At 59.6% G+C, this 24,630-nt stretch carries 27 protein-coding genes; 11 read left to right on the top strand and 16 right to left on the bottom strand.

Annotated elements, in window-relative coordinates; translation table 11 throughout:
• Positions 1 to 95 precede the first annotated feature (95 nt).
• The gene (locus RVAN_RS16430; RefSeq protein ID WP_013420829.1) at positions 96 to 335 is read right to left on the bottom strand and encodes a DUF6471 domain-containing protein; all 240 of its coding nucleotides are present in this window, start codon (positions 333 to 335) and stop codon (positions 96 to 98) included.
• A gap of 107 nt (positions 336 to 442) precedes the next feature.
• On the opposite strand from RVAN_RS16430, the gene RVAN_RS16425 reads away from it, so the two are divergent.
• Together RVAN_RS16425 and RVAN_RS20360 are read left to right on the top strand one after the other, a co-directional pair.
• Positions 443 to 1,402 (top strand): IS1595 family transposase, encoded by a 960-nt coding sequence (locus tag RVAN_RS16425; protein ID WP_013420828.1) that lies wholly within the window; start codon positions 443 to 445, stop codon positions 1,400 to 1,402.
• Between the two features lie 182 nt (positions 1,403 to 1,584).
• Entirely contained in the window at positions 1,585 to 2,379 is a 795-nt protein-coding gene (locus RVAN_RS20360; protein ID WP_155942497.1) for a hypothetical protein, read from the top strand.
• A 10-nt stretch (positions 2,380 to 2,389) separates the two neighbouring features.
• Here RVAN_RS20360 and RVAN_RS16420 read toward each other — a convergent pair whose 3' ends face one another.
• A complete protein-coding gene (locus tag RVAN_RS16420; RefSeq protein WP_013420826.1) occupies positions 2,390 to 2,797 on the bottom strand; it encodes a hypothetical protein in 408 nt (135 codons plus the stop codon).
• A 393-nt stretch (positions 2,798 to 3,190) separates the two neighbouring features.
• Here RVAN_RS16420 and RVAN_RS16415 point away from each other — a divergent pair, with 393 nt between their 5' ends.
• Genes RVAN_RS16415 through RVAN_RS16395 form a run of 6 tightly spaced genes read left to right on the top strand, consistent with a single transcriptional unit; the run spans position 3,191 to position 4,637 of the window.
• The gene (locus tag RVAN_RS16415; protein ID WP_013420825.1) at positions 3,191 to 3,415 is read left to right on the top strand and encodes a hypothetical protein; all 225 of its coding nucleotides are present in this window, start codon (positions 3,191 to 3,193) and stop codon (positions 3,413 to 3,415) included.
• On the top strand, positions 3,412 to 3,579 hold the full coding sequence (locus RVAN_RS20555) for a hypothetical protein (RefSeq protein WP_013420824.1): 168 nt from the start codon (positions 3,412 to 3,414) through the stop codon (positions 3,577 to 3,579). The genes RVAN_RS16415 and RVAN_RS20555 overlap by 4 nt, the downstream gene beginning before the upstream one ends.
• Positions 3,576 to 3,773, top strand: coding sequence for a hypothetical protein (locus tag RVAN_RS16410; protein ID WP_013420823.1), 198 nt, complete (start codon positions 3,576 to 3,578; stop codon positions 3,771 to 3,773). The genes RVAN_RS20555 and RVAN_RS16410 overlap by 4 nt, the downstream gene beginning before the upstream one ends.
• Positions 3,770 to 3,979, top strand: coding sequence for a hypothetical protein (locus RVAN_RS16405; protein WP_013420822.1), 210 nt, complete (start codon positions 3,770 to 3,772; stop codon positions 3,977 to 3,979). The genes RVAN_RS16410 and RVAN_RS16405 overlap by 4 nt, the downstream gene beginning before the upstream one ends.
• Positions 3,976 to 4,338: a hypothetical protein gene (locus tag RVAN_RS20550; protein WP_041787782.1), complete on the top strand. Its 363-nt coding sequence runs from the start codon at positions 3,976 to 3,978 to the stop codon at positions 4,336 to 4,338. Before RVAN_RS16405 ends, RVAN_RS20550 begins: the two co-directional genes overlap by 4 nt.
• The gene (locus RVAN_RS16395) at positions 4,338 to 4,637 is read left to right on the top strand and encodes a replication protein RepA (RefSeq protein ID WP_041787781.1); all 300 of its coding nucleotides are present in this window, start codon (positions 4,338 to 4,340) and stop codon (positions 4,635 to 4,637) included. The genes RVAN_RS20550 and RVAN_RS16395 overlap by 1 nt, the downstream gene beginning before the upstream one ends.
• Positions 4,638 to 4,906: 269 nt before the next feature.
• Here RVAN_RS16395 and RVAN_RS16390 read toward each other — a convergent pair whose 3' ends face one another.
• The 10 genes from RVAN_RS16390 to RVAN_RS16340 all read right to left on the bottom strand — a co-directional run bounded on the left by RVAN_RS16390 (position 4,907) and on the right by RVAN_RS16340 (position 15,502).
• Complete coding sequence (locus RVAN_RS16390; RefSeq protein WP_013420400.1) at positions 4,907 to 5,872, bottom strand: IS481 family transposase; 966 nt, start codon at positions 5,870 to 5,872, stop codon at positions 4,907 to 4,909.
• Between the two features lie 292 nt (positions 5,873 to 6,164).
• Complete coding sequence (gene atpC / locus RVAN_RS16385; protein WP_013420821.1) at positions 6,165 to 6,566, bottom strand: ATP synthase F1 subunit epsilon; 402 nt, start codon at positions 6,564 to 6,566, stop codon at positions 6,165 to 6,167.
• 97 nt (positions 6,567 to 6,663) lie between these two features.
• Positions 6,664 to 8,097 (bottom strand): F0F1 ATP synthase subunit beta, encoded by a 1,434-nt coding sequence (atpD, locus tag RVAN_RS16380; protein WP_013420820.1) that lies wholly within the window; start codon positions 8,095 to 8,097, stop codon positions 6,664 to 6,666.
• 320 nt (positions 8,098 to 8,417) lie between these two features.
• The gene (locus RVAN_RS16370) at positions 8,418 to 9,278 is read right to left on the bottom strand and encodes a F0F1 ATP synthase subunit gamma (RefSeq protein ID WP_013420819.1); all 861 of its coding nucleotides are present in this window, start codon (positions 9,276 to 9,278) and stop codon (positions 8,418 to 8,420) included.
• Between the two features lie 21 nt (positions 9,279 to 9,299).
• Positions 9,300 to 10,841 (bottom strand): F0F1 ATP synthase subunit alpha, encoded by a 1,542-nt coding sequence (atpA, locus tag RVAN_RS16365; RefSeq protein ID WP_013420818.1) that lies wholly within the window; start codon positions 10,839 to 10,841, stop codon positions 9,300 to 9,302.
• Entirely contained in the window at positions 10,841 to 11,398 is a 558-nt protein-coding gene (locus RVAN_RS16360) for a F0F1 ATP synthase subunit delta (RefSeq protein WP_013420817.1), read from the bottom strand. The genes atpA and RVAN_RS16360 overlap by 1 nt, the downstream gene beginning before the upstream one ends.
• 190 nt (positions 11,399 to 11,588) lie before the next feature.
• Complete coding sequence (locus RVAN_RS16355) at positions 11,589 to 12,089, bottom strand: RNA pyrophosphohydrolase (RefSeq protein WP_013420816.1); 501 nt, start codon at positions 12,087 to 12,089, stop codon at positions 11,589 to 11,591.
• A 235-nt stretch (positions 12,090 to 12,324) separates the two neighbouring features.
• On the bottom strand, positions 12,325 to 12,624 hold the full coding sequence (locus RVAN_RS16350) for a hypothetical protein (protein ID WP_013420815.1): 300 nt from the start codon (positions 12,622 to 12,624) through the stop codon (positions 12,325 to 12,327).
• Positions 12,625 to 12,715: 91 nt separating this feature from the next.
• On the bottom strand, positions 12,716 to 14,074 hold the full coding sequence (locus RVAN_RS16345; RefSeq protein WP_013420814.1) for a S41 family peptidase: 1,359 nt from the start codon (positions 14,072 to 14,074) through the stop codon (positions 12,716 to 12,718).
• A 6-nt stretch (positions 14,075 to 14,080) separates the two neighbouring features.
• Entirely contained in the window at positions 14,081 to 15,502 is a 1,422-nt protein-coding gene (locus RVAN_RS16340) for a murein hydrolase activator EnvC family protein (protein WP_155942496.1), read from the bottom strand.
• 367 nt (positions 15,503 to 15,869) lie between these two features.
• Between RVAN_RS16340 and RVAN_RS16335 the strand changes: the two genes are divergently transcribed.
• Complete coding sequence (locus tag RVAN_RS16335; RefSeq protein WP_013420812.1) at positions 15,870 to 16,355, top strand: peroxiredoxin; 486 nt, start codon at positions 15,870 to 15,872, stop codon at positions 16,353 to 16,355.
• Positions 16,356 to 16,427: 72 nt separating this feature from the next.
• Here RVAN_RS16335 and RVAN_RS16330 read toward each other — a convergent pair whose 3' ends face one another.
• The 3 genes from RVAN_RS16330 to RVAN_RS19305 all read right to left on the bottom strand — a co-directional run bounded on the left by RVAN_RS16330 (position 16,428) and on the right by RVAN_RS19305 (position 20,727).
• On the bottom strand, positions 16,428 to 17,318 hold the full coding sequence (locus tag RVAN_RS16330; protein ID WP_013420811.1) for a response regulator: 891 nt from the start codon (positions 17,316 to 17,318) through the stop codon (positions 16,428 to 16,430).
• 131 nt (positions 17,319 to 17,449) lie between these two features.
• Positions 17,450 to 18,718, bottom strand: a complete 1,269-nt coding sequence (locus tag RVAN_RS16325; RefSeq protein WP_169309572.1) for a GAF domain-containing sensor histidine kinase — start codon at positions 18,716 to 18,718, stop codon at positions 17,450 to 17,452.
• A 125-nt stretch (positions 18,719 to 18,843) separates the two neighbouring features.
• Complete coding sequence (locus RVAN_RS19305) at positions 18,844 to 20,727, bottom strand: sensor histidine kinase (RefSeq protein ID WP_049779496.1); 1,884 nt, start codon at positions 20,725 to 20,727, stop codon at positions 18,844 to 18,846.
• A 340-nt stretch (positions 20,728 to 21,067) separates the two neighbouring features.
• Here RVAN_RS19305 and RVAN_RS16315 point away from each other — a divergent pair, with 340 nt between their 5' ends.
• Positions 21,068 to 22,138: a 2'-deoxycytidine 5'-triphosphate deaminase gene (locus RVAN_RS16315; protein WP_013420808.1), complete on the top strand. Its 1,071-nt coding sequence runs from the start codon at positions 21,068 to 21,070 to the stop codon at positions 22,136 to 22,138.
• A gap of 29 nt (positions 22,139 to 22,167) precedes the next feature.
• On the opposite strand, the gene RVAN_RS16310 is transcribed toward RVAN_RS16315, so the two are convergent.
• Complete coding sequence (locus tag RVAN_RS16310; RefSeq protein ID WP_013420807.1) at positions 22,168 to 23,604, bottom strand: carbohydrate porin; 1,437 nt, start codon at positions 23,602 to 23,604, stop codon at positions 22,168 to 22,170.
• 491 nt (positions 23,605 to 24,095) lie between these two features.
• On the opposite strand from RVAN_RS16310, the gene RVAN_RS16305 reads away from it, so the two are divergent.
• A complete protein-coding gene (locus tag RVAN_RS16305; protein WP_013420806.1) occupies positions 24,096 to 24,617 on the top strand; it encodes a tetratricopeptide repeat protein in 522 nt (173 codons plus the stop codon).
• Positions 24,618 to 24,630 lie beyond the last annotated feature (13 nt).

Below are 24,630 nucleotides of genomic sequence, written 5' to 3'. Positions count from 1 at the left end.
GCGGATACTGGCGTTGCTGCGGGTTCTGACCAGCACACGCTTTCGGCTATATGCCGATCTTAAGAGATGGAAGCGCGCTAGGCGCGCGCTTCTGCCTATTGGGACGCCGGAAGATCGTCCAGCCTTACGGACTGGACGCCTATGGCGGCAAGGCATTGAACCAGGAACACAGCGCTGAAGCCGCCTCGGCTCACCTTGTTCTTGATGTTGGCTTCCGTTTCGGAAACGCCAAGCGCCGCGAGCTTATCAACGAGCTGCTTGTACGTGACGTTCTTCCGCTTCAACTCAGCCTTCAACAGACCCTTTACGTAATCCGACCAAACGGTTTCATCCATGATAGCCTCGAATCAAATGTCAAAAGTCATCATATTCGATACCTTTGTCCTTGACAAGGCTACCTTACGTCATCATATTCGTTACCATAGTAGCGGAAACGATGACCATGGCTCAGCACTTTCTCCTTTCGGCAGCAGCTCGGACCTTGTCCTTGCGCTCTGTTTATCAGGGCGGCGAAGACAAGGCATACGAGACGTTTTGCCGGATGCGCTGGGCCGAAACAGAAGGCAAGCCGATCTGCCCGCGTTGCGGCGGCGTCGAGGCTTACGCGATCAAATCGCGTCGCAAGTTTGAATGCAAGGCGTGCGGCCACCAGTTCAGCGTCACGAGCGGCACGATCTTCGCCAGCCGCAAGATGGCCTTCGTTGACCTTCTCGCCGCCATCGTGATCCTCGCCAACGCCTCCAAGGGCGTTTCGATGCTCCAGCTTTCCCGCGATATCGATTGCCAGTACAAGACGGCCTTCGTTCTCGCTCACAAGCTTCGTGAAGCCATCGCTTCCGAGGTCAAGGGCGAAACGCTTTCCGGCACGGTCGAAGTTGACGGCGCTTACTTCGGCGGCCACGTGAAGCCTTCAAACCTCAAGGCGAACCGGATCGACCGCCGCCTTGCCGAGAACCAGACCGGCAAGCGTCGCGTGGTTGTCGTGGCTCGCCAGCGCGACGGCCGCACTATCACCACCGTTACCAAGAGCGAAGCCGATGGCGTCGCCTTCGTTGAAACGATTGTGGCTCCCGGCTCTGTCCTTCATGCTGACGAAGCGGGCCACTGGAACGCGCTTCATGCGAAGTACAAGACCTTCCGCATCAACCATCAGGAAGCCTACTCGCTCAATGGCGCTTGCACGAACCAAGCCGAGAGCTTTTTAGCCCGCCTTCGCCGCATGGTGATGGGCCAACATCACCACGTGAGCGGTCAATACCTCCACCAGTTCGCCAATGAGGCGGCTTGGAAGGAAGATCACCGCCGCCTCTCGAATGGCGAGATTGCGACTAAGAAGCTGGCTCTTGCGATGGCGCACCCCGTGAGCCGGGAGTGGAAGGGCTATTGGCAGCGCGCCGCTTAGATTTGGTCGGCGAAATTGCGAGCTTCCAAATCTCAGCCAAACGATAAACGGCCTCTATTGAAGCCGCCTTCCCCAATATCTGCATGCCACCAACATAAGGACGTTCATCGACTTCATAGATGAAATATCCCCTGTCATCCCCAAGGTTTTCCAATTCAGCAGAGGCGAAGGTATTGCGCGATATGGACGAAACACACAAGCTCGTGGTGTCGTTGATTCGCTCTATCAGAAGAAGTTCTTCAGCCATGTCAGAAGCCCGCGCCATTGATTTACGCGCTCGCACAAAGCCACGCATTACCGCCAACGATCTCGCCAGATACATGATTTCGAGCGAGACAGCAAAAATTGGTATCCTAACTGACGCCAAATACAGTACGCCTCCAAAACGTATCCGGTACTCGGATGTTAGGATCGCACTTCGTTCTGCTTTGTGCGATCCCGCAAGCGAAAAACGCATTCTCGCGGCAGCTCGTAGCGCGTTTGAGCAAAAAGCGGACGATCCGTCATCTTCAGACTTCGCTCAAGATGACGCTTCCAAATCTCTCGACGTTCTTGACGCCTTTAGCAGAATACGCAACCAACTCGCTGGCTATGATTACAAGTTGCCATCTAGATCGCAGCCAAGGATAATAGTAAATGGCGTCGAAATTGCGATAAACTGCGATGTAATTATACATAGAGAATATCGTGGCGTCGAGGAAATTGGAGCTATGATGTTCAGATTTACCAAGCCTGATGAAGGTGAATCTGATTCAGCAGCTTCAAAAAGAAAAGAAATGGGAGTATATGCCGCAACGCTAGTCCATATGCAGGTCGCCGCCAATCTGGCAGGAAACAGGACGCCATCTTATAAGCTTTGTTGGTCCGCAGACGTACAGAGCGGTGAAGTTCATGTGGCTCCAAAAAACTTCAAGATGAAGGCGGCAAATATTGAGAATGCTTGCCGGTTCATAACGGCTTTGTGGGAAGATTTATAAAGCAGGACGATCAAGCCACCCGCCACACCCTCATCCTATTCCGTAATTGGCCTTGCTTGAGATATCCGCGAGCGTGGTAGCGGAGAAGAGCGACGCCGACGCGATCACGCACCTTCTTAACAAGCGCGGCGTTCGACCGATCCAGTGCAAGCTCTTCCATGACACGCGCTGTAAGCTCGTTGGCGTCCATGCCATCGGAAGTTCTCAGAGCGTCAAGGATGATGCGGGAGAGTTCTCCCGGCTTGAACAGGTTCCCCGGCTTCGACGTTGGCGCTGTGTCGCCGCAAATGCGCAAGGCTTCTGTGATGGTGGCAAGGTCGCTTCGCGTCTCCTTGATCCTCTTTTCGAGATCGGAGATGCGGCGGCGAAGCTCTTCCTGCTTCGCCTTCAATCCTGAGATGATGTGAGGTTCGGCCATCCTCTTGTTTTAGAGGATAACTCACTGACTCTAATGGATTTTCTTCCCTGCGTTTGCTACATAAGTCCGCCAAAACGCGCCGTAAAGGTTCCAGAGAAGGCTCAACCAGCCCCGTGCAAGAGCGGGGTGGGATTCCGGTTGGACGCCGATGCCCTGACGGGTTCCCCTTTGGCAAGGAAATCTTCCCCAAGCGGCCTTGAAATGTCGGGTGGTCTGGACCCCGGCGCGTACCGGCCAAGGGGGTTCCCCAGCTTCCGCGCGCGCGGAGTGGCGGCGCTTGTGCAGCCGGGAGATGCCCCTCCCCGTTGGCAAGCCCCGCTCATGGCCGAGGTCCCTCTCCTTACCCGACAGGCCGCAAAGGGTGCGGTCTCGAACCAAAAGGAGAAACCCATCATGAGCAAGAAGCAGCAACCCGGAAGAAAGCCCACCCACGGCGTCTTCCACATCCGGGGCGAAGGCAAGAGCGCCTACTGGACCAAAATCGGCGCGGCCTGGATCCACGAGGACGGCGAGGGCCTGAACCTGAGCCTCGACTTCATCCCCACCGACAGCACGGGACGCCTAGTCATCCGCGCCAACAAAGCCGACTCGCAAGCCCAAGGGGAGGCCGCCCGATGAGCCGCAGCGACTACGCCTTCCTCGCCGACCAGTTCCCGGAGTTCTGGCTCCGGGCAAGGACCGACCAGGAACTGGATGACCTGCTTGATGCCTGGTTTGCCGACGACCACTTCGGCGACAACCCCGCCTACAGCTGGAACGATGATGAGGAGTGTGCCCAATGAACCAGCTCAAGAGCTACACCGTCGCGATGATCATGTGGGAAACCTGGAACATCTGCGTCGATGCCGCCTCGGAGGATGAAGCCAAGGCACAAGCCCGCGCCTCTTACGAAAGGCACGGCCGTGAGGAATTCTCCTGCCAGGCCAGCGGCGTTGACGGTTTCGAGATCATCGACGAACAGGAGGCCGACGAATGAGCATCGTCAATCCCTCCTGCAAGGACTTCACCATCATCCTGTACGAACGGAACGTGTTTCAGTTCACGGTCAGGGCCGAAGACGGGGACGTTGCCGAAGATGTTGCCCTGGAAACCTACTACGGGTGGTCGGAAGCCGACCGCGCCCGATACATCTCCGGTGAACAGGGCGGCGTTGAACTGGACATCGAGGAGGCCGCCCAATGAACGCCCCTCGCCTCCTCCTACCCCATGAGCTGCGCACGCGCCGTGTCGTGACTGAAACCGCCCGCGCCTTCAGGTTCGGGCCACGGCTCCATCCCAACCGGGCCGCCTACGAGTTCTACCCGACGCCACCGGAGGCGACACGCGCCCTTCTCTCGGTCGAGCGCTTCGATGGCCCCATCTGGGAGCCCGCCTGCGGAACCGGCTGGATCTCAGAGGAATTGATTGCGGCCGGATACGACGTTCTGTCCACGGATCTTGTCAATTATGGCTACGGCCGGATGGCCAACGTGCCGTCGACTTCCAGGGTATGCCCTTTTCCCGGATCGAAGTCTGGCTACCGGTCAACCCAGACCAGCTGATGCTGTGGCATTCAACCCTAACCTTCAGCCTGGATTTCTACGAGACCCTGGTGAAGCACGCCCTGCCGATCCGGGCCGAAGCTGTCCGCGCATTTGCTGGGTCCTCCCGCAAGCTCGACATGTATTTCTGGCTGAATTACCGACTGCATTCTATGAGGGCACCAACGACGCTCTCTTGGAACGCCCTATCGACCCAGTTCGGCGGAGGTTTCGCCCGTGCAGAATCGGTGGCGAAATTCTCTTACTTCACGCTGAATCGGTGGCGGGTTTACGCAGAATTGGTGGCGCCCTCATTATAACAGAACATTTCAGAACATTCACAGGGCCTGTCAAAAATGATGGGCTTGGAAATCCGTTGGCGACCGCTCGGCAAGACGATAGACGTTCCGATAGCGAGATCGCTTGGCAATCAGAAGGCTCAGAGGCGGCTGGGTTCGTTTTTCTATCTCCCAGCGCCCCCACTTCTAACTCAAAGCGCAAAAATTGCTACAAAGCCGTCTGAAGAAGCGCCACGGCAGGTGTGAATGACACGTTCCGCCAAGCGACATTTCCTTCAACGGTGCCCCGCTTAGATGTTTAGTCCCGGCATTTGATGGATTGGATCGATTTTGAATCTTTCCGGCTCATTCGTCCAGCATTTACAGATGAACTCATAAGGCGTGAGGCCTTTGAGGGTCTTTAGTCGGCGAGCAAAGTTATAGGCGTTGATGAAGTCCGATAGATGGGTTTCGAGCTGCTCGTGACGGTCGTAGTGATAGCGTTTGACCGTCGCCTCCTTGATCGTCCGGTTCATTCGCTCGACCTGGCCGTTTGTCCAGGGATGCTTGACCTTGGTGAGGCGGTGCTCAATGCCGTTCTCGCTGCATCGCATGTCAAACATGTGCGTCATGTATCTGGCCGTTGGTCCATCGGCATAACGCGGCGGAAACGTGAACTGGATGCCGTTGTCGGTGAGCACCGTGTGAATCTTGTAGGGAACTGCCTCTATCAGGGCGACGAGGAAGGCTGAAGCGGACGTCCTGCCGGTCTTTTTGACGAGTTGCACGAAGGCGAATTTGCTCGTGCGGTCAATGGCGACGTAGAGATAGAGCTTGCCTTCGGCCGTCTGCACTTCGGCTATGTCGACATGAAAATAGCCGATCGGATAGGACTTGAACTTCTTCTTGGCGGGCTTGTCGCCTTCGACGTCCGGCAGCCGAGAAATACCGTGGCGTTGAAGACAGCGATGCAGCGACGAGCGAGTCAGATGCGGTATCGTCGCCTGTAGCGCATAGAGGCAATCGTCGAGCGGCAAGAGCGTATGCTTGCGGAAGGCGACGATTATCGCCTCTTCCTCGACCGACAGAACCGTGGATTTCGGCTCTTTCGGTCCAGTCGGCACATCGGCGACGGATGAGCGCTTCTTCCATTTCGAGACCGTCTTCGTGTTGATGCCGTAGCGCTTGGCCAGGGCCCTCAAGCTCTCTTGACTATGCTGTATCGCTCGACGGACCGCCTCAGTCGTTGTGGCGCTCCCATGAAGAATTTGTCCCATAGCGCATCCTTCCAGCCGAGGGAGAATAATGCACCATCAAAATCTGGGATTAAACATCATAGGGCGTTTTGATTCCGCCAACAGGAATAAGCGCTCGGCGTCGTTCAAGCGCGACCAGAACACGATCCGAGCGTACGCGCCCGGAGTTGCGGGGCATCGCGGGCCTAGCAAGCTGTTGAGAATCGGAGGTTCGGAAGCGAGTACAACAGAACGCTTAGCTTTTGCCCCACGCGCGTCAAACCGCCGTCAGGACCAGCCGAAACTCATAGGCTTCCGCGGTTTCCCCGACCCGCTAAAGAGCGAGCCGAGCTTTCAGGGTCTGCAAGCGCTCCAGCCGATCCCACGACGAGATCTTGCGAGCGTCGTCTTTCGCTTCATCCAGAGATTGCTCTGCCTGCGCGATTTCATCCGCCAGGATAGCGCCCGTCAGGTCTTCGAGCGGTATGGCGAATTCAGCCAGCACCGTCGCCTTGTCTGGTCCTACATCGGCGAAGCCGCCGCGCAGGAAGAACTGCTTCTCGCCGTCCTTCGCTCGCGTTGTAAGAATGCCCGGGCGCAACTTGAGAATAAGAAAACCACGTCCGGCTTGGGCGGAAAGGTCGCCCTCCTGACCCGGAAGCACGGCCTCCGAGACGTCTGCGGAGAGCAGCCGTTTATCCGGGGCGATAAGTTCAAAGTAAATAGTATCGGCCATCTCGGGTCCGTTCTCCGGCGCTAAACCGTGAAAATCCGAAGGCCGCTCTCACCATCGCACATGTTCCAGCGCGGGCGAAAGCGGCCGATATCGTTTCCTAGGCTGCCGCCGCCATCTCTTCGGCCTTTGCAATGGCCTCGTCGATGGTGCCGACCATGTAGAACGCCTGCTCGGGCAGGTGATCGTAATCGCCTTCGCAAAGTCCCTTGAAGCCCTTCACCGTGTCCTTCACGTCGACGAGCACACCCGGCTTGCCGGTGAACGCTTCAGCGACGTGGAATGGCTGCGACAGGAAGCGCTCGATCTTGCGGGCGCGGGCGACCGTGCGCTTGTCCTCTTCGGAGAGCTCGTCCATGCCGAGGATCGCGATGATGTCCTGAAGAGCCTTGTAGCGCTGGAGGATCACCTGCACCTGCCGGGCGACCTTGTAGTGCTCTTCGCCGACGATGCGCGGCTCAAGCGCGCGGCTGGTGGAGTCGAGCGGATCCACCGCCGGGTAGATACCCTTTTCGGCGATGGAACGCGAAAGCACGGTCGTGGCGTCCAAGTGAGCGAACGAAGCCGCAGGCGCAGGGTCGGTCAAGTCGTCGGCGGGCACGTAAATGGCCTGCACGGACGTGATCGACCCCTTCGACGTGGATGTGATGCGTTCCTGAAGGGCGCCCATGTCGGTGGCGAGCGTCGGCTGATAGCCCACCGCCGAAGGGATGCGACCGAGAAGCGCGGACACTTCCGAGCCAGCCTGCGTGAAGCGGAAGATGTTGTCCACGAAGAACAGCACGTCCTGGCCCTGATCGCGGAAATATTCAGCGACCGTGAGACCGGTCAGCGCAACGCGGGCACGCGCTCCGGGGGGCTCGTTCATTTGGCCGAAAACCAGCGAGCACTTCGAGCCCTGCGAGGATCCGCTCTCATGCGGGTCGACGTTCACCTTGGACTCGATCATTTCCCAGTAAAGGTCGTTGCCTTCACGTGTACGCTCGCCAACGCCTGCGAACACGGAGTAGCCGCCGTGACCCTTCGCGATGTTGTTGATGAGTTCCTGGATGAGCACCGTCTTGCCGACGCCCGCGCCGCCGAACAGGCCGACCTTGCCGCCCTTGGAATAAGGCGCCAGCAGATCGACAACCTTGATGCCGGTGACAAGCACTTCGACTTCGGTCGACTGATCGACAAAGGACGGCGCCTGCGCATGGATCGGGCGACGCTGGTTCGACTTGATCGGGCCTGCTTCGTCGATCGGCTCGCCGATGACGTTCATGATGCGGCCGAGCGTCTCTTCGCCGACGGGGACGGAGATCGCTTCGCCGGTGTCGGTGACTTCCTGACCGCGAACGAGACCTTCGGTCGAGTCCATGGCGATGGTGCGGACCGTGCTCTCACCGAGATGCTGGGCAACCTCAAGCACGAGGCGGCTGCCGTGGTTCTGTGTCTCAAGCGCGTTCAGGATCGACGGCAGCGGCCCATCGAACTGCACGTCAACCACGGCGCCCGTGACCTGCCTGATACGGCCAACTCGTCTATCGCTCATCTTGTCTTCCCCAAAACCGGTCCATCTTTGTCCGATACGACGACCATCTCCGACTCGTCCGATGTCGCCGTACTCAATTCATTTCACCGCCGCGCAATCCTTGCGGGTTGCCTTGCTTCGGCTGCATCTCTCATCGGTCGCGCGACCGGCCTGAAGAGCACCCCTCGCGACGGACGCCGCGCCGGGGGCCGAAAATTCTGCGTCGCGACAGGCGATCCCATCTGAATAAGACGGAAACCGCCCAAAAACAACAGCCGAAACAAACACGTTGCTCGGCAGAGCGGCGCGAGCGTATCCGCACGCGCCTTCGGAACCGAAGGCTAGACTGCCTCAGCTCCCGAGATGATTTCGATCAGTTCCTTCGTGATCATCGCCTGACGCGCGCGGTTATACTCAAGCGTGTAGCGGCTCACCATATCGCCTGCGTTGCGCGTTGCATTGTCCATCGCGGTCATCTGAGACGCGTAGAAGCCCGCATTGTTCTCCAGAAGCGCGCTGAAGATCTTGGTTGCGAGCGCACGCGGCACGAGATCGAGCAAGATTTCGGCTTCGTCCGGCTCGAACTCGTAGTCGCCTTCGGAGGCAGGGAGTTCTACCGGAAGAAGCTGGCCCGCTGTGGGCTTCTGGGTGATGATATTCTGGAACTTCGAGAAGAAGAGAGTGGCGACGTCGAATTCGCCCGCCTCGAACCGCTTGACGACGCGCTGCGCGATATCGATCGCATGAACGTAGCCAAGCTGTCGCACGCCGCGCAGGTCGACATGGTCGATCATCAGCTTGCCGAAATCGCGCCGGAGCACGTCAGCGCCCTTTCGGCCGATGGTGATGATCTTGACCGACTTGCCTTCGGCGAGGAGCACGCGAACGTGATCGCGCGCGAGTCGCGCGATGTTCGAGTTGAACGCGCCCGCGAGCCCGCGCTCGCCAGTGGCGACCACGAGCAGATGCGTTTGCGTCTTGCCGGTGCCCTGCAACAGCAGCTGAAGCGGACCGGTGGGCATCGCCTTGCCCGCGAACTTTCCGAGGATCTTGTCCAGACCCTCGGCGTAGGGGCGAGCCGCTTCGGCCTGGTCCTGCGCACGGCGCAATTTCGCGGCGGCCACCATTTGCATGGCCTTCGTGATCTTGCGTGTGGCCTTAACCGACGCGATGCGGCCTCTTAGGTCTTTCAGGCTCGCCATTGGTGTCTCCGCTAAGCCCGATTACGCCGAAAAGCGCTTCGAGAAATCGGTAAGGATGCCCTTCAACTTCTGCTCCGACTCAGGAGAAAGAGCTTTCGAGTCGCGGATCGCATCCAGCAAATCCCTGTGCTCGTTGCGGAGCAGCGTCAGGAACTCGCGCTCAAACTCGCCGACCGACGAAACCGGGATCGGATCAAGGAAGCCGCGCGTGCCAGCATAGATCACGACAACCTGCTCTTCGACCTTGAGCGGCGAGAACTGGGGCTGCTTCAGAAGCTCAGTGAGGCGCGAGCCGCGAGCGAGAAGCCGCTGCGTTGCTGCGTCGAGATCGGAGCCGAACTGCGCGAACGCCGCCATTTCGCGGTACTGCGCAAGCTCACCCTTGATGGCGCCCGCAACCTGCTTCATGGCCTTGATCTGCGCTGCCGAACCCACGCGCGACACCGAGATGCCGACGTTCACGGCCGGACGGATACCCTGATAGAACAGGTCCGTCTCAAGGAAGATCTGGCCGTCGGTGATCGAAATCACGTTCGTCGGAATGTAGGCGGAAACGTCGTTCGCCTGCGTCTCGACGACGGGAAGGGCGGTCAGAGAGCCCGAGCCGTGATCGGGGTTGAGCTTCGCCGCGCGTTCCAGAAGACGAGAATGCAGATAGAACACGTCGCCGGGATAGGCTTCACGTCCGGGCGGACGGCGGAGCAGCAGCGACATCTGGCGGTAGGCCACGGCCTGCTTCGACAGATCATCATAGATGATGAGCGCGTGCATGCCGTTGTCGCGGAAGTATTCGCCCATCGTGCAGCCCGTGTAGGGCGCGATGAACTGCATCGGAGCCGGGTCGGACGCGGTAGCGGCGACGACGATGGAGTATTCCAGCGCGCCTTGCTCTTCCAGAACCTTGACGAACTGCGCAACCGTCGAGCGCTTCTGGCCGACCGCCACGTAGATACAATAAAGCTTCTGGCTTTCGTCGCCCGTAGCGTTCACGGACTTCTGGTTCAGGATCGCGTCGAGCGCCACAGCGGTCTTGCCGGTCTGGCGGTCCCCGATGATCAGTTCGCGCTGGCCGCGGCCGATCGGGATCAGCGCGTCGATGGCCTTGATGCCCGTCTGCATCGGCTCTTTCACGCTTTGACGCGGAAGAATGCCGGGCGCCTTGACGTCCACGCGGCGCTTTTCGGTGTACTGGATCGGACCCTTGCCGTCGATCGGGTTACCGAGACCGTCCACCACACGGCCGAGCAGCCCCTTGCCGACCGGCGTTTCCACGATGGCGCCCGTACGCTTGACGGTGTCGCCTTCCTTGATGTTCGTGTCGAGGCCGAAAATAACCACACCGACGTTATCGGCTTCGAGGTTCAGCGCCATCCCACGGACGCCACCCGGAAACTCGACCATTTCGCCGGCTTGGACGTTATCGAGACCGTAAACGCGAGCGATACCATCGCCCACGGAGAGCACTTGCCCAATCTCGGAGACTTCTGCTTCCTGACCGAAATTCTTGATCTGTTCCTTCAGGATCGAAGAAATCTCGGACGGGCGGATTTCCGTTAGCTCCATCAGCTGGCCTCTTTCATCACCTTTTCGAGGTTTTTCAATTTCGTACGTAAGGACGTATCGATCATCTGGCTGCCGACGCGGACGACAAGCCCGCCGAGCAGCTTCGAATCCACAATCGCCGTAAGCTTCGGCGTCTTGCCGAGCTTCTGCCGAAGCGTGTCGACCAGATCCTGGGTCTGGGCTTCGCTAAGCGGCACGGCGGAAATGACTTCTGCCTCGACCTCGCCGCGGTCCTTGGCGGCAAGCGAGCGGAAAGCCGCGATCACGTTCTCTACGGCGAAAAGCCGCCTGTTCTTTGCGAGAACGATAAGAAAATCGCGCGCAAGGCCTTCGATTCCGGCCGCCTTCAGGACGGCCGAGAGGCCCTTTTCCTGTTCGGCGATGGAGAACGTCGGGTTCAGCACGAGGCGACGGAGATCGTCGCTTTCGCGCAGCGATTTCTGGAAGATTTCGAGAGAAGCTTCGACGCTGCCTACCGCGTTGTCCGCGCGGGCCAGATCGAAAAGCGCTCCAGCGTAACGTTCAGCTACCGTCGATCCTGCGATGGTCCGCGCCAAGACGTGCTCTCCAACAGTCAAAGAGCCGCCAAACGCGTGGAGCGTCGAAGCGTGCTCTGAAATCGGTGATAAATGTCCGGATTTGAAGCCCGGCTTATGCCTGAGGCGCTTCTAGCATAGACCCTTCACGCATTGCAACCCGGTGCAGCGAATTGAATGATCGTTTTTCGCCTTTGCGAAAGATCGTTCCTCATGGAACGAGAAGGTCAGCAAATTCAGCGAAAACGGCCTCGTAGGCAGCGCGCTTGAAGCCCACGATCTCATCGACGACCTCTGCCGGAGTGGCCCAACGCCAGGAGTCGAACTCCGGCTTGTGGCCGTCGAGCTTGAGATTCATTTCAGACTCATCGCCGGTGAACTGCATCGCGTACCATTTCTGCTGTTGTCCCCGATACTTACCCTTCAAGGCCCGGCCGACGGATTCGGGCGGCAGGTCGTAGTAGATCCAAGCCCGTGCCTCCGCGAGAATCGACACGCTCGTCACGCCTGTCTCCTCGTGAAGTTCGCGGAGAGCGGCTGCCCTTGGGTCTTCGCCCTTGTCGATCCCACCCTGCGGCATTTGCCAGCGCCGATTCGCCTCACCTGAAGCGAAGTCTTTTGTGCGGTGGCCGATCCAGATGCGGCGTTCGGCGTTCAGAAGCACGATCCCGGCGCAGAGCCGGTAAGGGAGGGTGGATGGTTGGATGAGCATCGCGGTTGTTTCCTTATGATGCTGCGGGACTTTTTGCGTTGGCTCGAATGCGAGCCGGCTCCTGTTTCGGCACGCGAGCGATTTCCGGTTCGCTCCATAGCGCTTAACCGTTACGGAGCTCTCATCAGACGAGGGCGAGCGATAAACAATGCATCGCGGCGGCGATGAGACCGATATCCCGCTTCACACGAGTTCATTTTTAGCTGGATGCGGCGGCGTTCGACATTGGAAGCGCTTATCGAGGGGCTTCCGATGCAGCGCCGGTCGCATAGTTTAGTTGGACAGGAGGACGCTCGGGAAATACGGGTGCGTTTCCCGCTTCCGCGCGCCCGTCCACAGCGGGCGGCGAGTCGACTTCCGCGCTCGACGTGGACTCGACCTTAGGCAAATTGACCGCGCGCGGCATGTGACGCGTATCGATCGGAATCACCAGACTGAGATCGTATTCATGTCCGGGATCGGATGAGGCGAACCAGGCGATGGCCCCTCCGAAAAGCGTAAAAAAGAGCCCGGCGACGATCAAAAGCGTTTTCATTGAGCACCCCTGTGCTTCGACAAAAAGCAAAAAGGCTCACGCTCTCGCATGAACCTTTTCACTATAGGATCGCATTTGCGGATGCGAAAGTTTAATTCGGAACTTCCGCAGTCGCGGCCGCTGCGGGAGCCGCCGCGTTTTCGACCTTCTTCGCGACTTCGATCTTCTTGCCGTGCAGAAGGTCGATAGCCGCCTTCAACTGCACGTCCTTTTCTTTCTCCTTGGGAACATAGGAGATGCTGCCGGAAGCCTCTTGCGCGCCCTCGTTCTTCAGATGTCCGCGCAGGCTCGCTTCGCCCTTCGGCGTAAACGATGCCATCTGCTGCTTGAGGTCGTCGGGAAGCTCGGGCTCCACCTGATAGTTCGGCGAGATGCCCGTCGCCTGGATCGAGCGCCCGGACGGCGTATAATAGCGCGCCGTCGTCAGACGGAGGCCGCCATTCGCGCCGAGCGGGATCATGGTCTGGACGGAGCCTTTACCGAACGAGCGCGTACCGATCACCTCGGCGCGCTTGTGATCCTGCAAAGCGCCCGCCACGATTTCCGAAGCCGAGGCCGAACCGCCGTTGATCAGAACGACAACGGGCTTGCCCTCGGTGACGTCGCCGGATTTTGCACTCGCGCGGCTCGACTCGCTGGCGTTACGGCCCTTTGTCAGCACGATCGCGCCCTTGTCGAGGAATGCGTCGGAGACAGCGATGGCTTGATCGAGAAGACCGCCGGGATTGTTGCGGAGGTCAAGGACGTAGCCCTTGAGCTTCGGACCGATGGTCTTCTTCAGGTCTTCGATGCCCTGCTTCATATATTCGTAGGTGTGTTCGCTCTGGAACGTCTTGACCTTGATCCAGCCGATATCGTCCTCGGCGCTGTACTTCACCGGATTGATGCGCACGATGTCACGCACGACGCGCGTCTGGATCGGGGCATTCGCGCCCTTGCGCATGATGGTGAGCATGATCGGCGAATCCACCGGTCCGCGCATCTTCTCCACCGCTTCGTTCAGCGAGAGGCCCTGGATCGACTCGCCGTCGAGATGGGTGATGTAGTCGCCCGACATCACGCCCGCGCGATCGGCCGGCGTATTGTCGATGGGCGAAATCACCTTCACGACGCCGTCTTCCATCGTGACTTCGATGCCTAGCCCGCCGAACTCGCCGCGCGTCTGCACCTGCATGTCCTGAAATTCTTTCGCCGTGAGGTAGCTCGAATGCGGATCGAGCCCTTGCAGCATGCCGTTGATCGCGTTTTCGATCAGCTTGGTGTCGTCCGGCTTTTCCACATACTCCGCGCGGACGCGCTCAAGCACTTCTCCGAAAAGGTCAAGCTGGCGGTAGATTTCCGCATTCGCAGCAATGGCCTGATCCCGGCGCGTGGATTGCAAAATGAAAAAGCTGGCTGTGCAAACCAGCGCAATAAGAAGAGCACCGAGCGCGAGTTCGGATTTGCGCATGTATATTCAACCTTTTCCTCCCGCAGACCACCACGGTGCGGGATCGACAGACTGTTGCTCTCTACGAAATTCGACGTAGAGTGATGGGCGTTTCGGCGTCGTTCCATCGGCGCGGGTTTCAGACCCCATCGCCGCCAGAGGCTCACCGGCCAGAACGAATTGACCTTGGTCGACCTCGATCCGCTCCATGCCTGCTATTACAACATGATAGCCCCCACCGGCATCGATAATCAAGAGTTGACCATATGAGCGGAACGGGCCAGCGAACAAAACCTGACCGTCGCAGGGCGATATAACCTGTGCTCCGGGCCGCGACTCTAGGTGAATACCCTTCGATGGACTGCCATCTTCGGTTGTTTGTCCAAAATTGACAAGAGCTTTTCCCTGTACTGGCACGGGCAGAAGACCTTGCGCCGCAGCGAAAGGTATCGACGGCTTCATCCGGCCGGCCTGAAGTGCAACCCGCGTGGCATCTGGCTTGAATTCGTTCGCCTTGTTATCCGCTTCTGCCTTGCTTGCGCTGATTGCGGGAAGCATGTCCTCAAGGCTCTTGATGCTGGCTACGTTGATCTTCGATGCGCTGCCGAGACTTTCCAGCGTGGCCGCGTTGGCCTGTATCTGCTCCCGGTTTTCGGCAATAAGGAGGTCGAGTTGCGCCTTGATCCGAAAGCTCTGCGCCTGCTCGATCCTGCGGCGCTGCTCCTGAAGCGCGGCGTCTTTCTCGATCGCTTCCAGCGCATCGACGTCGGCCGTTAACTGTGTCGCGAGTTTTTCGACATCGGCGTAAAAAGTCGCGAGCACCATGCCGCTGCGGATCATCTTCAACGCGTCGCGCGTGTGCGTGATGAGAAGCGGCGGCGGCTGGCGCGAAAGCCCCTGCATGAGAGAGAACAGCGCTGAAAGCTGCTGGCTCTTGGAGTCGAGCTTCGTCTGCTGCTCCTTCATCTTTTCGCGCGTTTCGGCGAGCCGCGTCTCGATCTCCGAGAGGCGCTTCTCGGACAGCCTGAGCGAGCGCGCCGTCTCCACCAGACGCGCCTGAAGCCGCGCGCGATTATTCGCCAGCGTGCGTTTGTCCCTCGATAGCTCGCCCTGGCGTGCCTTGATCTCTTCAAGCCGCGCCTTCCGCCGGATGTAAAGCTCCCGCGCCTGCTCATTATCGAGCTTCGCCTCGGCCGTGCCCTCCTTGCCGGAGCGACGGCTGGGCTTGATGCGGTTCTCGATGCCCTTGCTGAGGGGCTTGGAGGCGCGGACTCTGGGCGCGCTCTGCCCCGGCGAGCGCTGCGAAGGGGAGGCTGCGCCCGTCGCCTTCTCGGCGTCGCCCGATCCGAAAATGTTGCTGATGAGATCGTCGGCGGCGCGGGCAGCCTCGGGCGAAAACGCCAGAAAGACGCCCATAGAGACGAACAGAACGAAAGATCGCCGCGCCAATCGCTTCCCCCAGAAAAATCGCAGCCGTGATGGCGCGTCCGGTTCTCGCACCGGCATCGGAGCGAAATTATGAACCTCCACCGTACGCGGCAACATCTTTTGGACCAAAGCGAGGCTTTCACCCGCCACCTGCCAAAAGTTGGATGAAAGATCACTGCTGGCGGGAACCCAGCGCTCGCTCGCGTGTCCGATGGGGCATTCAAGTCATCGTGAAAAGCCGTCCGGTGGATTGTCAGGAATTGCGCCGCTTCATACGTGGCGAGACTTGGAGGGCGCACGTCGACGGCGAGCGATCCTCAGGCTTCCGCGCGTGGTCCGATCCAGGCGACGCGGGGCATCGGCCAATTCAAGCGTCCAGGGAGAGAACATGACCATCGCACCCGGCACTCACCTTCCCAATGCGAAATTCAAGATCATGACCGCGAACGGCCCGGCCGATGTTTCCACGGACGAGCTTTTCGGCGGCAAGAAAGCCGTGCTCTTCGCGGTTCCCGGCGCGTTTACGCCGACATGCAGCCTCGCGCACTTGCCCGGCTTCATCGAGCATGCGGACGACTTCAAGGCGAAGGGCGTCGATGTGGTGGCCTGCACCGCCGTCAACGATGTGTTTGTGCTGGACGCTTGGGCTAAATCGACGGGAGCGGGCGACAAGATCGTGTTCCTCGCCGATGGCAGCGGCGATTTCGCCAAGGCAATCGGGCTCGATCTCGATGCGGGCGGGTTCGGCCTCGGCCTCCGCTCGAAGCGTTATGCGATGCTGCTCGAAGACGGCGTGGTGAAAGCGCTCCACGTGGAGGAAAATCCCTCCGTCGCGGAGGCGAGCAGCGCTGACCGTCTTCTCGCGGACCTCTGATTCGTCGCCTGCGCCTCAGCGCCGATCACCGATCACCGATCACCGATCAGGTTAAAAGCCTGATCGGAAAGGCTACGCTTCGTCGACGACGAATGTGCAGACCACCTCGTTGCCGCAGCCGACATAGTCAAGCGAACTGAACGACATCCTTAGCGCCGTCGCGATGCCGCGCCCATGGGGATGCATTGCCCGCTCGGGGCTGATGTCAAGAAAAGGCCGCCAGTCAAACCCATTGCCCTGGTCGCGAATGCGCGCCCGAAGCGTCTTGCCGTCCGTTTCGAAGCTCAGCCACGCCCATTTCTCGCGGTTGGCGGGGAGAGCGAGGCGACACTCTATTTCCTCCCGCAGCCGCCCTTCGAGAATGAGGCGCGTCTTCTCATCATAGGTGATGCCGAGATTGCCGTGCTCGATCGCATTGGAGAGCATTTCGTGCAGACCGTAGATTGCCGCTTCCGGCTCGGGAAAACAGTTGGCGATGAGGAAGGCGAGGCTGCGCGCCTCTTGCGGGGTGCGGAAGCGGAAGCGAGCCTGTTCGAGAAGCCCCATGAGGCTGCGATGTTGCGCCACCTCCTCGCGAAGCCGTTGCTTTTGCGCAGCGTCCTGAAGCGCGGCGCCGACGATGGCGAGCAGCATCTGATCTTCATACGGCTTCGTGAGGTAGTAATAGACGCCCGCCTTGATGCCCTGAAGGATCTGGTCGCGGGAAGTTGCCGCAGTCTGCATGATGACGGGAATGTCGGCAAAACGCGCATCCGCCTTCACCGCTTTCAGCACCTCAATGCCGCCCATGCGCGGCATCATCCGGTCGAGGAGGATTGCATCGATGCCGGACGTATCGTGGAGGCGCTGAAGCGCGGTGTCGCCATCGTCCGCCTCCACAACATCGTAGCCCCCTTCGCACAGAAGCTCGCGCAGGATATCGCGGTTCAGCGCATCGTCATCGACATAAAGGATCTTGCGCATACGGAACCCGCGAAAAACCACCGGCACGGCGGAGGGAGCGACAAATTGCCTTTGACCTAAGGAACTAGAAAAACCTGAAAACGCAATGAAGGGTTCCGTCGAGGAAAGGGCGGACGATCAGGGCGGGGCACTCAGACGGCGCGGGGAAGCACGAATTTGATGACAGCGCCCCGTCCGCGGCCGTTCTCCGCCCAGATTCTCCCGCCGTGCGCGGAAACGATGGTCCGGCAGATCGACAGGCCGAGCCCCGTTCCGCCGAGGGTCTTGGCATTCGTGCCTTGCGCATATTTGTCGAATATGGACTCGAGTTCGTCATTCGGAATGCCGATGCCCTCATCCGAGATCGCGCACATGATACCGGGGGCGCAATGGTGGGGTGCGGTCGCGTCGGAAAGCACGATGGTGATTACGCCGCTCTGGGGCGAGTATTTGATAGCGTTCGCGAGAAGGTTCACGATCACCTGTAAAAGTCCGTTGCGGTCGAAGAGGGTTTGGGCGTTATCGGTCTCTACGACGAGCGCGAGGGACAGGTTCTTGAACGAGAGAAGCGGGGAAAGTTCCGACTGCGCCGTTTCGCAGACTTCGGCGAGATCGCCGCGCTCGAAGCAAAAAGCCGCCTTGCCCGATTCCAGCTTCTGGAGGTCGAGCAGGTCGTTGAGAAGGTTGAGCAGCCTTTTTCCCGCTGTGTGAATGCTCGCGAGATGCTTCTCTGCATTCCACGTGCCGCCCTTCGACGTTATCTTCAGCCCGCTATGAACGTGGCTCAAAATTACGTGCATCGGCGTGCGCAATTCGTGGGAGACGTGGGAAAGGAAATCCGACCTGAGCCGCTCGCTGCGCCCCAAGATCTGCAAGCGCGCGACGCGCCTCAAGAGCCGTCGCTTCCTGACGCGGCCCTCGGCGAGCGTCACCACCATATCCGCGAGGCTCGCAAGGAGTTCGGCGTCGTGATTGGAAAACGTCCTCGCGCGCCGGTCGATCACGCAGAGCGAACCGATGTTCTGGCCACCCCGCCGTGTGAGCGGCGCTCCCGCATAGAAGCGAATGTGGGGTTCGCCCGTCACAAGGGGGTTTCGACAGAAGATCGGGTTTCGCGTTGCATCTTCAACGACGAAGACTCCGCTCCCCCGGATGGTGTGATCGCAAAAGGCCACGCTTCTCGGCGTTTCCGCGTAAGGGAAGCCGAGCCTGCCCTTGAACCACTGACGATGGCTGTCGATGAGCGAGATCAGGGCGATGGGGGTTTCGAACAGACTGGAGGCGAAGGCGACGAGTTGATCGAAAGCACGTTCTCGCCTCGTATCGAGAAGGTCGAGCTCGTAGAGCGCACGCAAACGCTCCTCCTCCGCGGCAACGGCGGCAAAATCCCGCAAAGCTTCCGGCTGCGTCGGATCAGTCATTTCCATCAGCTTAGGCGGGAAATGGAAAGTTTTCGGAAGGATAAGCTTTCAATATTTAACAATATAGAACCGGGTCTTAGTCGCGATAATACAACCCATCTGGGCGGGTTCTCCGATAGAGGCCGTCAGGATCGGGTCGGTTTAATCTGATCGGGTCCGGCTCTGGGAATGATGAAATGGATCGATGCCCCGTTTGCCGAAGGGGCTGCCCATATGCGGCCGCCGTGCAGTCGAACGATTTCACGGCAGATCGTCAGGCCAAGCCCCGAGCCCCCCGCTCCGGTGTCCGTCTTGCTGCTCTGGGTGAATTTGTCGAATACGCGTTCGAGTTCGTCTTCCGGGATACCGAGACCATGGTCTTCGATATGACAGTGGATGGCCTCGCCGCCGTCGGGCATCGCGTCATCGCTCATCGTGACGGTGATGGTTCCGCCTTTCGGAGAAAACTTGATCGCGTTCGAGAACAGATTGACGAAAACCTGCATCATGCGCCGCGCGTCGAATACGGCTTCAAGGTCGCTGGTTTGTGCCTCAAATCGCAGGCGCAGAGCCTTCTCCTCGACAAGCGAGCCGAGTTCGACTCCGGCGCTATGCGCAACGTCCATGAGGTTTCCGCGCTCCTTGTCCAGATCGGACCAGGCCGACTCGAGCTTGGACAGATCGAGCAGCGCATTCAGCATGCCGAGAAGGCGGTCGCCCGCCGTTTGTATGTTCGTAAGACACCTCTCCAGCCGCGCTTCGTCGCTTCCGCGCGCAGCCTTCAACCCGAACGCGGCATAGTTCAGGATCGCGTGCATCGGCGTCCTGAATTCATGGCTCATATTCATGAGAAAGGCGGTCTTCAGCCGATTGGCTTCGTCGGCCTGCTCCTTGGCGGTTTTCAGTTCCACGTTGATGTGCTGAAGCCGCTCGCGCTCTGCTGCCAGAGCCGCGCTCGTTCTGCCAAGTTGGCGGTGACGGCGGCGCAGGCTGTCATTCGCCAGCGCGAGCCTGCGACTTCCATCGTAAAGCGCGACCTCCCGTTCCACGCGCCGCGCGATCTCACGCGCTAGAACCCAGCTCAGGCTGAGAAGAAGCGCCAGGACGCTCGCGCATAGCGCTCCCAGTTTGGCGGCTGCTCTGTTGACGGCGGCGTAAACCTCCGGCTCCGCGATCCCGGACAAGACCAGAAGCGGATAATCGCCGACCTTGCGCCAGCGGAAAAAGGTTTGGGAACCATTCAGCGGATCATGGACGCGTCTTTGCCCGGCGAGTTGGCCGCCGGTGAGTGCCTGCAGGTTCGGGTATGTCGTTCCCACGAGGGCGACGTCGGTCTTCTGCCAGTTGGCGAAGGATGTACGGATGACGCCGTCCGTCCCCACAAGCATCAGGCTGCCGCTTTTGCCGAGGTTGATCGATCGCTGAAGCGTCGTCAGCGAGTCCGGCGAAAGCGAAAAGACGATGATGCCCGCAAGCTTCCCGTCCGAGCCTTCCACCCGGTCCGTGATCTGGATCGTCCATTGCCGCGAGATGCGGCCGATCACCGGCTTGCCGACATAGAGGCCGGGTCGCCCCTCCAATTGCACCCGGATGTGTTCGCGATCCGAGAGGTCTATTGGCGGCGGGTCTTGGGTAAGAGACGATGCAAGCAGCTTTCCGTCCGACCCGACGAAGGCGATCTGCACCGTGGTTGAGGATGAGGCCAGGGCTGGGAGATAGGTCCGCCAGTCGATCAGGCTCACGCTCGTTCCGTGCTCCGCGAATTGTGGCTTGAGAAACTGAATCGCGCTCGCGACCATCTCAAGGTTTGCGCGCGCCTGCTCTTCGAACGCGGCCGAAAGGGTGGAGACATGGTTCCAGGCGCGGCTTTCCGCGTAAGAGCGCGCCTCGTTGACGACAGCGCAGAAGAAAAGAACGGTGCCGATCACCGCGCCGCATGCGGAGATCGCGACCGCGAGCCTGAGTTTGGCGCCCGAACGCCGGATGCGCCCCCGCCTGTCAGGTTTGAGACCGCGCCGCTTAACCGCCATGTTGTGCAAATCGGGGCTTGAAGATGCGCTTTCGCTTCCGCTCGGCAACACTCGGGAGAGTGCGGACATAGACCTCCGCATCAATACGCTTAGTCAAAGCTGAGGGGATATTCCAGCATTGAAGCGCACCTTTGCTTCCGCTCGGTAAAAGGCTTTTCCACAAATTTTTGAATATTGTCATCGCGCGGGGGCAGGCTCGCGGCGCGTGGCGCTGCGGCCGTTCAGCCCACTCGCGCAGACGCAACTTTTCCGATAATGCTTGTCTTCGCGCCGATGGCCTCGATGCTGCTTGACAACAGACGGTGGAGCCAGCGCAACAATAGAGATGATTGCACCTGAAATGACCTCTTCCCTGAGCGTGAAAGCGTCCGGCATTCTACCCTCACAGGCCATTGCGAAGCTCGTCGCCGAGGGCGCGATTGCGGCTTCCGCCCCCATCGGCGAGGGGCAGATCCAGCCCGCGAGCCTCGATCTTCGGCTTGGCCGCCGCGCATTTCGCGTGCGCGCCAGCTTCATTCCGGGGCCGGGGACGAAGACGGAAGACCAGATCGAGCGCTTCAAGCTGCACACCATCGACCTCGGCCCCGGCGCGGTGCTCGAAGTCGGTTGCGTGTATGTAGCGGAAATCGACGAGTCGCTCGCGCTGCCGCTGTTCCTTTCCGGCATCGCCAACCCGAAAAGCTCGACCGGGCGCCTCGATGTATTCACGCGCGTCATCGCCGACCACGGTCCCGGCTTCGATCAGACCGGCGCGGGCTACAAGGGGCGGCTCTGGCTCGAAATCTGCCCGCAGACCTTCCCGATCCTCGTGCGGACGGGATCGCGCCTCTCGCAAATCCGGTTCCGTGACGCGAACGGCGGCGGTGCCGCGGCATCCGCCGAGGCAGGCGGCCAGCCGCGCGATGTCGCATTGTCCGTCGAGCTGGGCGGCGAGCCGGGCGCGCTGATCGGCTATCGAGCCAAGCGCCACACCGGCGTCATCGACGTGGACCGCGCGGGCGCCTACGACATCGAGGAGTTCTGGGAGCCGATCGCGGCTACCCATCACCACCGCCTGATCCTCGACCCGGACGAGTTCTACATCCTCGCCTCGAAGGAGGCGGTGCGCGTGCCTGCCACCCACGCCGCCGAGATGGAGCCATTCAATGCGCTGATGGGCGAATTTCGCGTGCATTATGCGGGGTTCTTCGATCCCGGCTTCGGCATGGCGGAGGCTGGCGGTCATGGCAGCCGCGCGGTGCTGGAAGTGCGCAGCCACAAGGTGCCGTTCATCCTCGAAGACGGTCAGCTGATCGGGCGGCTGAGCTACGAACCGCTCTCGGAGCCGCCCGCGCGCCTCTACGGGCACGACATCGGATCGCACTATCAGGCGCAGTCGCTGAAGCTGTCGAAGCACTTTCGCGCCATCTGAAGTGCTGCGCGGGCAGCCGGGTCGTCGTATCAATAGGCGATGCTGACACGAACGCCGCCGTAGACCGCGTCCTTGTTCTCCGCGATGCCGCCGCCCGGATTCCACATATATTGCAGATCCGGCTGGACTGCGAAGCCTGGCGCGATCTGAAACTTGTAGAAGACTTCCGCCACGGCTTCGAAATTGCGCACACGATAGGAGGGGTCTGTATAATCCGCGATGTAACGATCCGCATCGCTTGCATCGCCCGAGACCTGGACATATGTCTGCGCCGCGCCAAAGGTGTCTTCCGAACGGCCTGGAACAAAACCTCGGAAGAAGACGCCGCCGTCGATGTAGAAACTCACGATGTTGCGTTCCGAGGGCGCAGCCGCGATGCGCGTAAAAACGAAGACACCGTTCTCTGGATCGTTGGCCAGCCGATAAATCTGCTGATCGACCAGCGCGTAAAAGCCGTAATTTCCCCAAAACCCCCTCGGCGACACATTGATATCGGCATCGATGAGCGTTCCCGAATATACATCCCGGAAATTGTCGAAGTGCTGCCACGCCCCGAACTTTATGATACCGGGGAGGCTCAGAAGATCGGTTGAGGCATTTTCCTTACCCTTATTGCCGCCGTCCTTTTCCACGCCTTTCGCGCGCTGATTATATTTGTACTGTACTTCCTCAATGACGAAGGGCGGGTCTTGCGTGCGGAAGTCGATGCCATTGCGGTTGCAGCGCTGCCCGTCTAGACAGCCAGCCGGATTGCCATTGTAGATCGCCCCGAGAAAGGTCAGCTTGTCCGTCATCTCGACTTTCACACGCGCGCCGGGCGTCGCCAGAGGATACGCGTTTCCGCCATTCGGCAGGTCGGTCGACCAGATAGCGGGCCAGCCGAATGAGGAGTTCAAGAACTTGCCGGCGGTTTCGGAGGTCATAAACTCGCTGTCGACCGCGAGTTGACCGGCGCGCACCGACACGCGCTCTCCGAACTTCTGTTCGAGCCAGAGTTCGAAAAGCCGTGAGGAAGGCAGCGCCTCAATGGAGCTGATGAAATCGAGCGGGTAGCCGAGATATTTTTCGAGTCCCGCTCCGTGGATCTGATAGCCGTTCACGTGGAATGTCAGCCCCTTGGGCCCCCACAGCTTTTCGAGATCGGCATCGACGAGGATTTCAAGTCGGCCGAGGTAGGTGGTGACGTCTTCCCGGCCGCCGGAATTGGTCCAGACTTCACCGATGTAGTTAATGCCGTATGTGACGCCTTTCGCTGCCAACGCGGCGCGCGCATCCTTGTCGGGTCCGCCATCGAGGCTCGTGGCGATGGATTGCTCGGGCAGGCCGTCTTTTTCGTCAGCAAGTGCGGGGGTCGCGTTTAGAGCCGGGATCAGCAGGGCGCCTGCAAGGCATGCGGTGCAGATCGTGATGGCTTTGAAATGCCTGCCTCCGCAAAGGGCGCTTGAACCTGGTTGATGTCGTCTCACGGCGCTTTTCCTGATCCGCAGAGTTCCAGCTTCAATTTTAGAACGCCGCATCCGACGGCTTCCCGCGATGCATTTTTGATGCATCGCTGAATTAACACAGCCAATAGATGCAACCAGTGGCTGAGTCGGCGGGGCAAGGTCAATCGGCGAAACGCAAGAAAAAGGAGGTTAGAGAGTTACGTTATGCCGTTAGTGGCAGAAATACACTTGATTACAACTATTATAAATCGAATTAAACGATGTAATATTGTTTTTTCGCCAATAATTTTTTGCGAAACGGGCATTACCTCAAATAATCGCGGCATCTCTTGCGCCAATGCAACCCCGGAGCCGCAAGAAGTGAATCCTTTGGACATGTTGCGCAAGCTCGCGGCAAGTCAATCTTCTTAAGTTGGCTGGAGGCCGAAGCCAAGGCCCCGGCTACGCTCCTTGCCGAAAGGCGAGCGCGGCTTGCGATTGGCGTGCGCCGCCAACAAAAAGGGAGCCTCTCGATGCGTTTTACTGCGGTGGTCTGCGGCGCTCTTGCACTCGCCGGAACTGTTGCGCATGCTGACGGAGGCACGGCTTCAGACCTGTGCCAAAGCGCGCTTCGGAAAGCCGCGTTGCCGGAAGCTGTCGCGCTCTGCTCGCGGGCTGTGGACGCGAACCCGGCCGATGCACGGGCACTGACGCACCGAGGCGGCGCATTTCTCGCTCTGGCGCAATTCGAGCGCGCCTATGAGGATCTAGCCCGGTCAGCGGCGCTGGACGACGGAAATCCGCTGACCTTCTACAACCTCGGCGTTTATTTCGACAAGACGAAAAACCCCGAAAAAGCCGTGGAGGCCTACTCGACCGCCATCCGGCTTAGCCCCGGCAATCCCGTGGGATATTACAATCGCGCCAAGGCGTACGAACGCCTTTGCAGAAGCGGCGAGGCCCTGCGCGATTATCAGAAGATCCGGGAAATCGCTCCGGGGATGGCGAGCGCGCGTGCTATCCCGACTTCGGTGGAGGCGTGCTCGTCCAATTGAGTTCGAAAGGGAT

The organism is Rhodomicrobium vannielii ATCC 17100 (assembly GCF_000166055.1).
Classification (GTDB): domain Bacteria; phylum Pseudomonadota; class Alphaproteobacteria; order Rhizobiales; family Rhodomicrobiaceae; genus Rhodomicrobium; species Rhodomicrobium vannielii.
The sequence above is the reverse complement of the archived record's forward strand: the minus strand, read 5'-3'. Positions and strand labels throughout refer to the sequence as shown.

What these genes read in the sequence shown, in the direction of transcription:
- RVAN_RS16315 (WP_013420808.1), top strand. Translation starts at nt 21,068, where the DNA reads ATGACCTCTTCCCTGAGCGTGAAAGCGTCCGGCATTCTACCCTCACAG.
- atpA (WP_013420818.1), bottom strand. Translation starts at nt 10,841, where the DNA reads ATGGAGCTAACGGAAATCCGCCCGTCCGAGATTTCTTCGATCCTGAAG.
- RVAN_RS16370 (WP_013420819.1), bottom strand. Translation starts at nt 9,278, where the DNA reads ATGGCGAGCCTGAAAGACCTAAGAGGCCGCATCGCGTCGGTTAAGGCC.
- RVAN_RS16355 (WP_013420816.1), bottom strand. Translation starts at nt 12,089, where the DNA reads ATGCTCATCCAACCATCCACCCTCCCTTACCGGCTCTGCGCCGGGATC.
- RVAN_RS20360 (WP_155942497.1), top strand. Translation starts at nt 1,585, where the DNA reads ATGGACGAAACACACAAGCTCGTGGTGTCGTTGATTCGCTCTATCAGA.
- RVAN_RS16415 (WP_013420825.1), top strand. Translation starts at nt 3,191, where the DNA reads ATGAGCAAGAAGCAGCAACCCGGAAGAAAGCCCACCCACGGCGTCTTC.
- RVAN_RS16335 (WP_013420812.1), top strand. Translation starts at nt 15,870, where the DNA reads ATGACCATCGCACCCGGCACTCACCTTCCCAATGCGAAATTCAAGATC.
- RVAN_RS20555 (WP_013420824.1), top strand. Translation starts at nt 3,412, where the DNA reads ATGAGCCGCAGCGACTACGCCTTCCTCGCCGACCAGTTCCCGGAGTTC.
- RVAN_RS20550 (WP_041787782.1), top strand. Translation starts at nt 3,976, where the DNA reads ATGAACGCCCCTCGCCTCCTCCTACCCCATGAGCTGCGCACGCGCCGT.
- RVAN_RS16330 (WP_013420811.1), bottom strand. Translation starts at nt 17,318, where the DNA reads ATGCGCAAGATCCTTTATGTCGATGACGATGCGCTGAACCGCGATATC.
- atpD (WP_013420820.1), bottom strand. Translation starts at nt 8,097, where the DNA reads ATGAGCGATAGACGAGTTGGCCGTATCAGGCAGGTCACGGGCGCCGTG.
- RVAN_RS16430 (WP_013420829.1), bottom strand. Translation starts at nt 335, where the DNA reads ATGGATGAAACCGTTTGGTCGGATTACGTAAAGGGTCTGTTGAAGGCT.
- RVAN_RS16390 (WP_013420400.1), bottom strand. Translation starts at nt 5,872, where the DNA reads ATGGGACAAATTCTTCATGGGAGCGCCACAACGACTGAGGCGGTCCGT.
- RVAN_RS16395 (WP_041787781.1), top strand. Translation starts at nt 4,338, where the DNA reads ATGCTGTGGCATTCAACCCTAACCTTCAGCCTGGATTTCTACGAGACC.
- RVAN_RS16325 (WP_169309572.1), bottom strand. Translation starts at nt 18,718, where the DNA reads ATGACTGATCCGACGCAGCCGGAAGCTTTGCGGGATTTTGCCGCCGTT.
- RVAN_RS19305 (WP_049779496.1), bottom strand. Translation starts at nt 20,727, where the DNA reads ATGGCGGTTAAGCGGCGCGGTCTCAAACCTGACAGGCGGGGGCGCATC.
- atpC (WP_013420821.1), bottom strand. Translation starts at nt 6,566, where the DNA reads ATGGCCGATACTATTTACTTTGAACTTATCGCCCCGGATAAACGGCTG.
- RVAN_RS16420 (WP_013420826.1), bottom strand. Translation starts at nt 2,797, where the DNA reads ATGGCCGAACCTCACATCATCTCAGGATTGAAGGCGAAGCAGGAAGAG.
- RVAN_RS16305 (WP_013420806.1), top strand. Translation starts at nt 24,096, where the DNA reads ATGCGTTTTACTGCGGTGGTCTGCGGCGCTCTTGCACTCGCCGGAACT.
- RVAN_RS16405 (WP_013420822.1), top strand. Translation starts at nt 3,770, where the DNA reads ATGAGCATCGTCAATCCCTCCTGCAAGGACTTCACCATCATCCTGTAC.
- RVAN_RS16410 (WP_013420823.1), top strand. Translation starts at nt 3,576, where the DNA reads ATGAACCAGCTCAAGAGCTACACCGTCGCGATGATCATGTGGGAAACC.
- RVAN_RS16425 (WP_013420828.1), top strand. Translation starts at nt 443, where the DNA reads ATGGCTCAGCACTTTCTCCTTTCGGCAGCAGCTCGGACCTTGTCCTTG.
- RVAN_RS16350 (WP_013420815.1), bottom strand. Translation starts at nt 12,624, where the DNA reads ATGAAAACGCTTTTGATCGTCGCCGGGCTCTTTTTTACGCTTTTCGGA.
- RVAN_RS16345 (WP_013420814.1), bottom strand. Translation starts at nt 14,074, where the DNA reads ATGCGCAAATCCGAACTCGCGCTCGGTGCTCTTCTTATTGCGCTGGTT.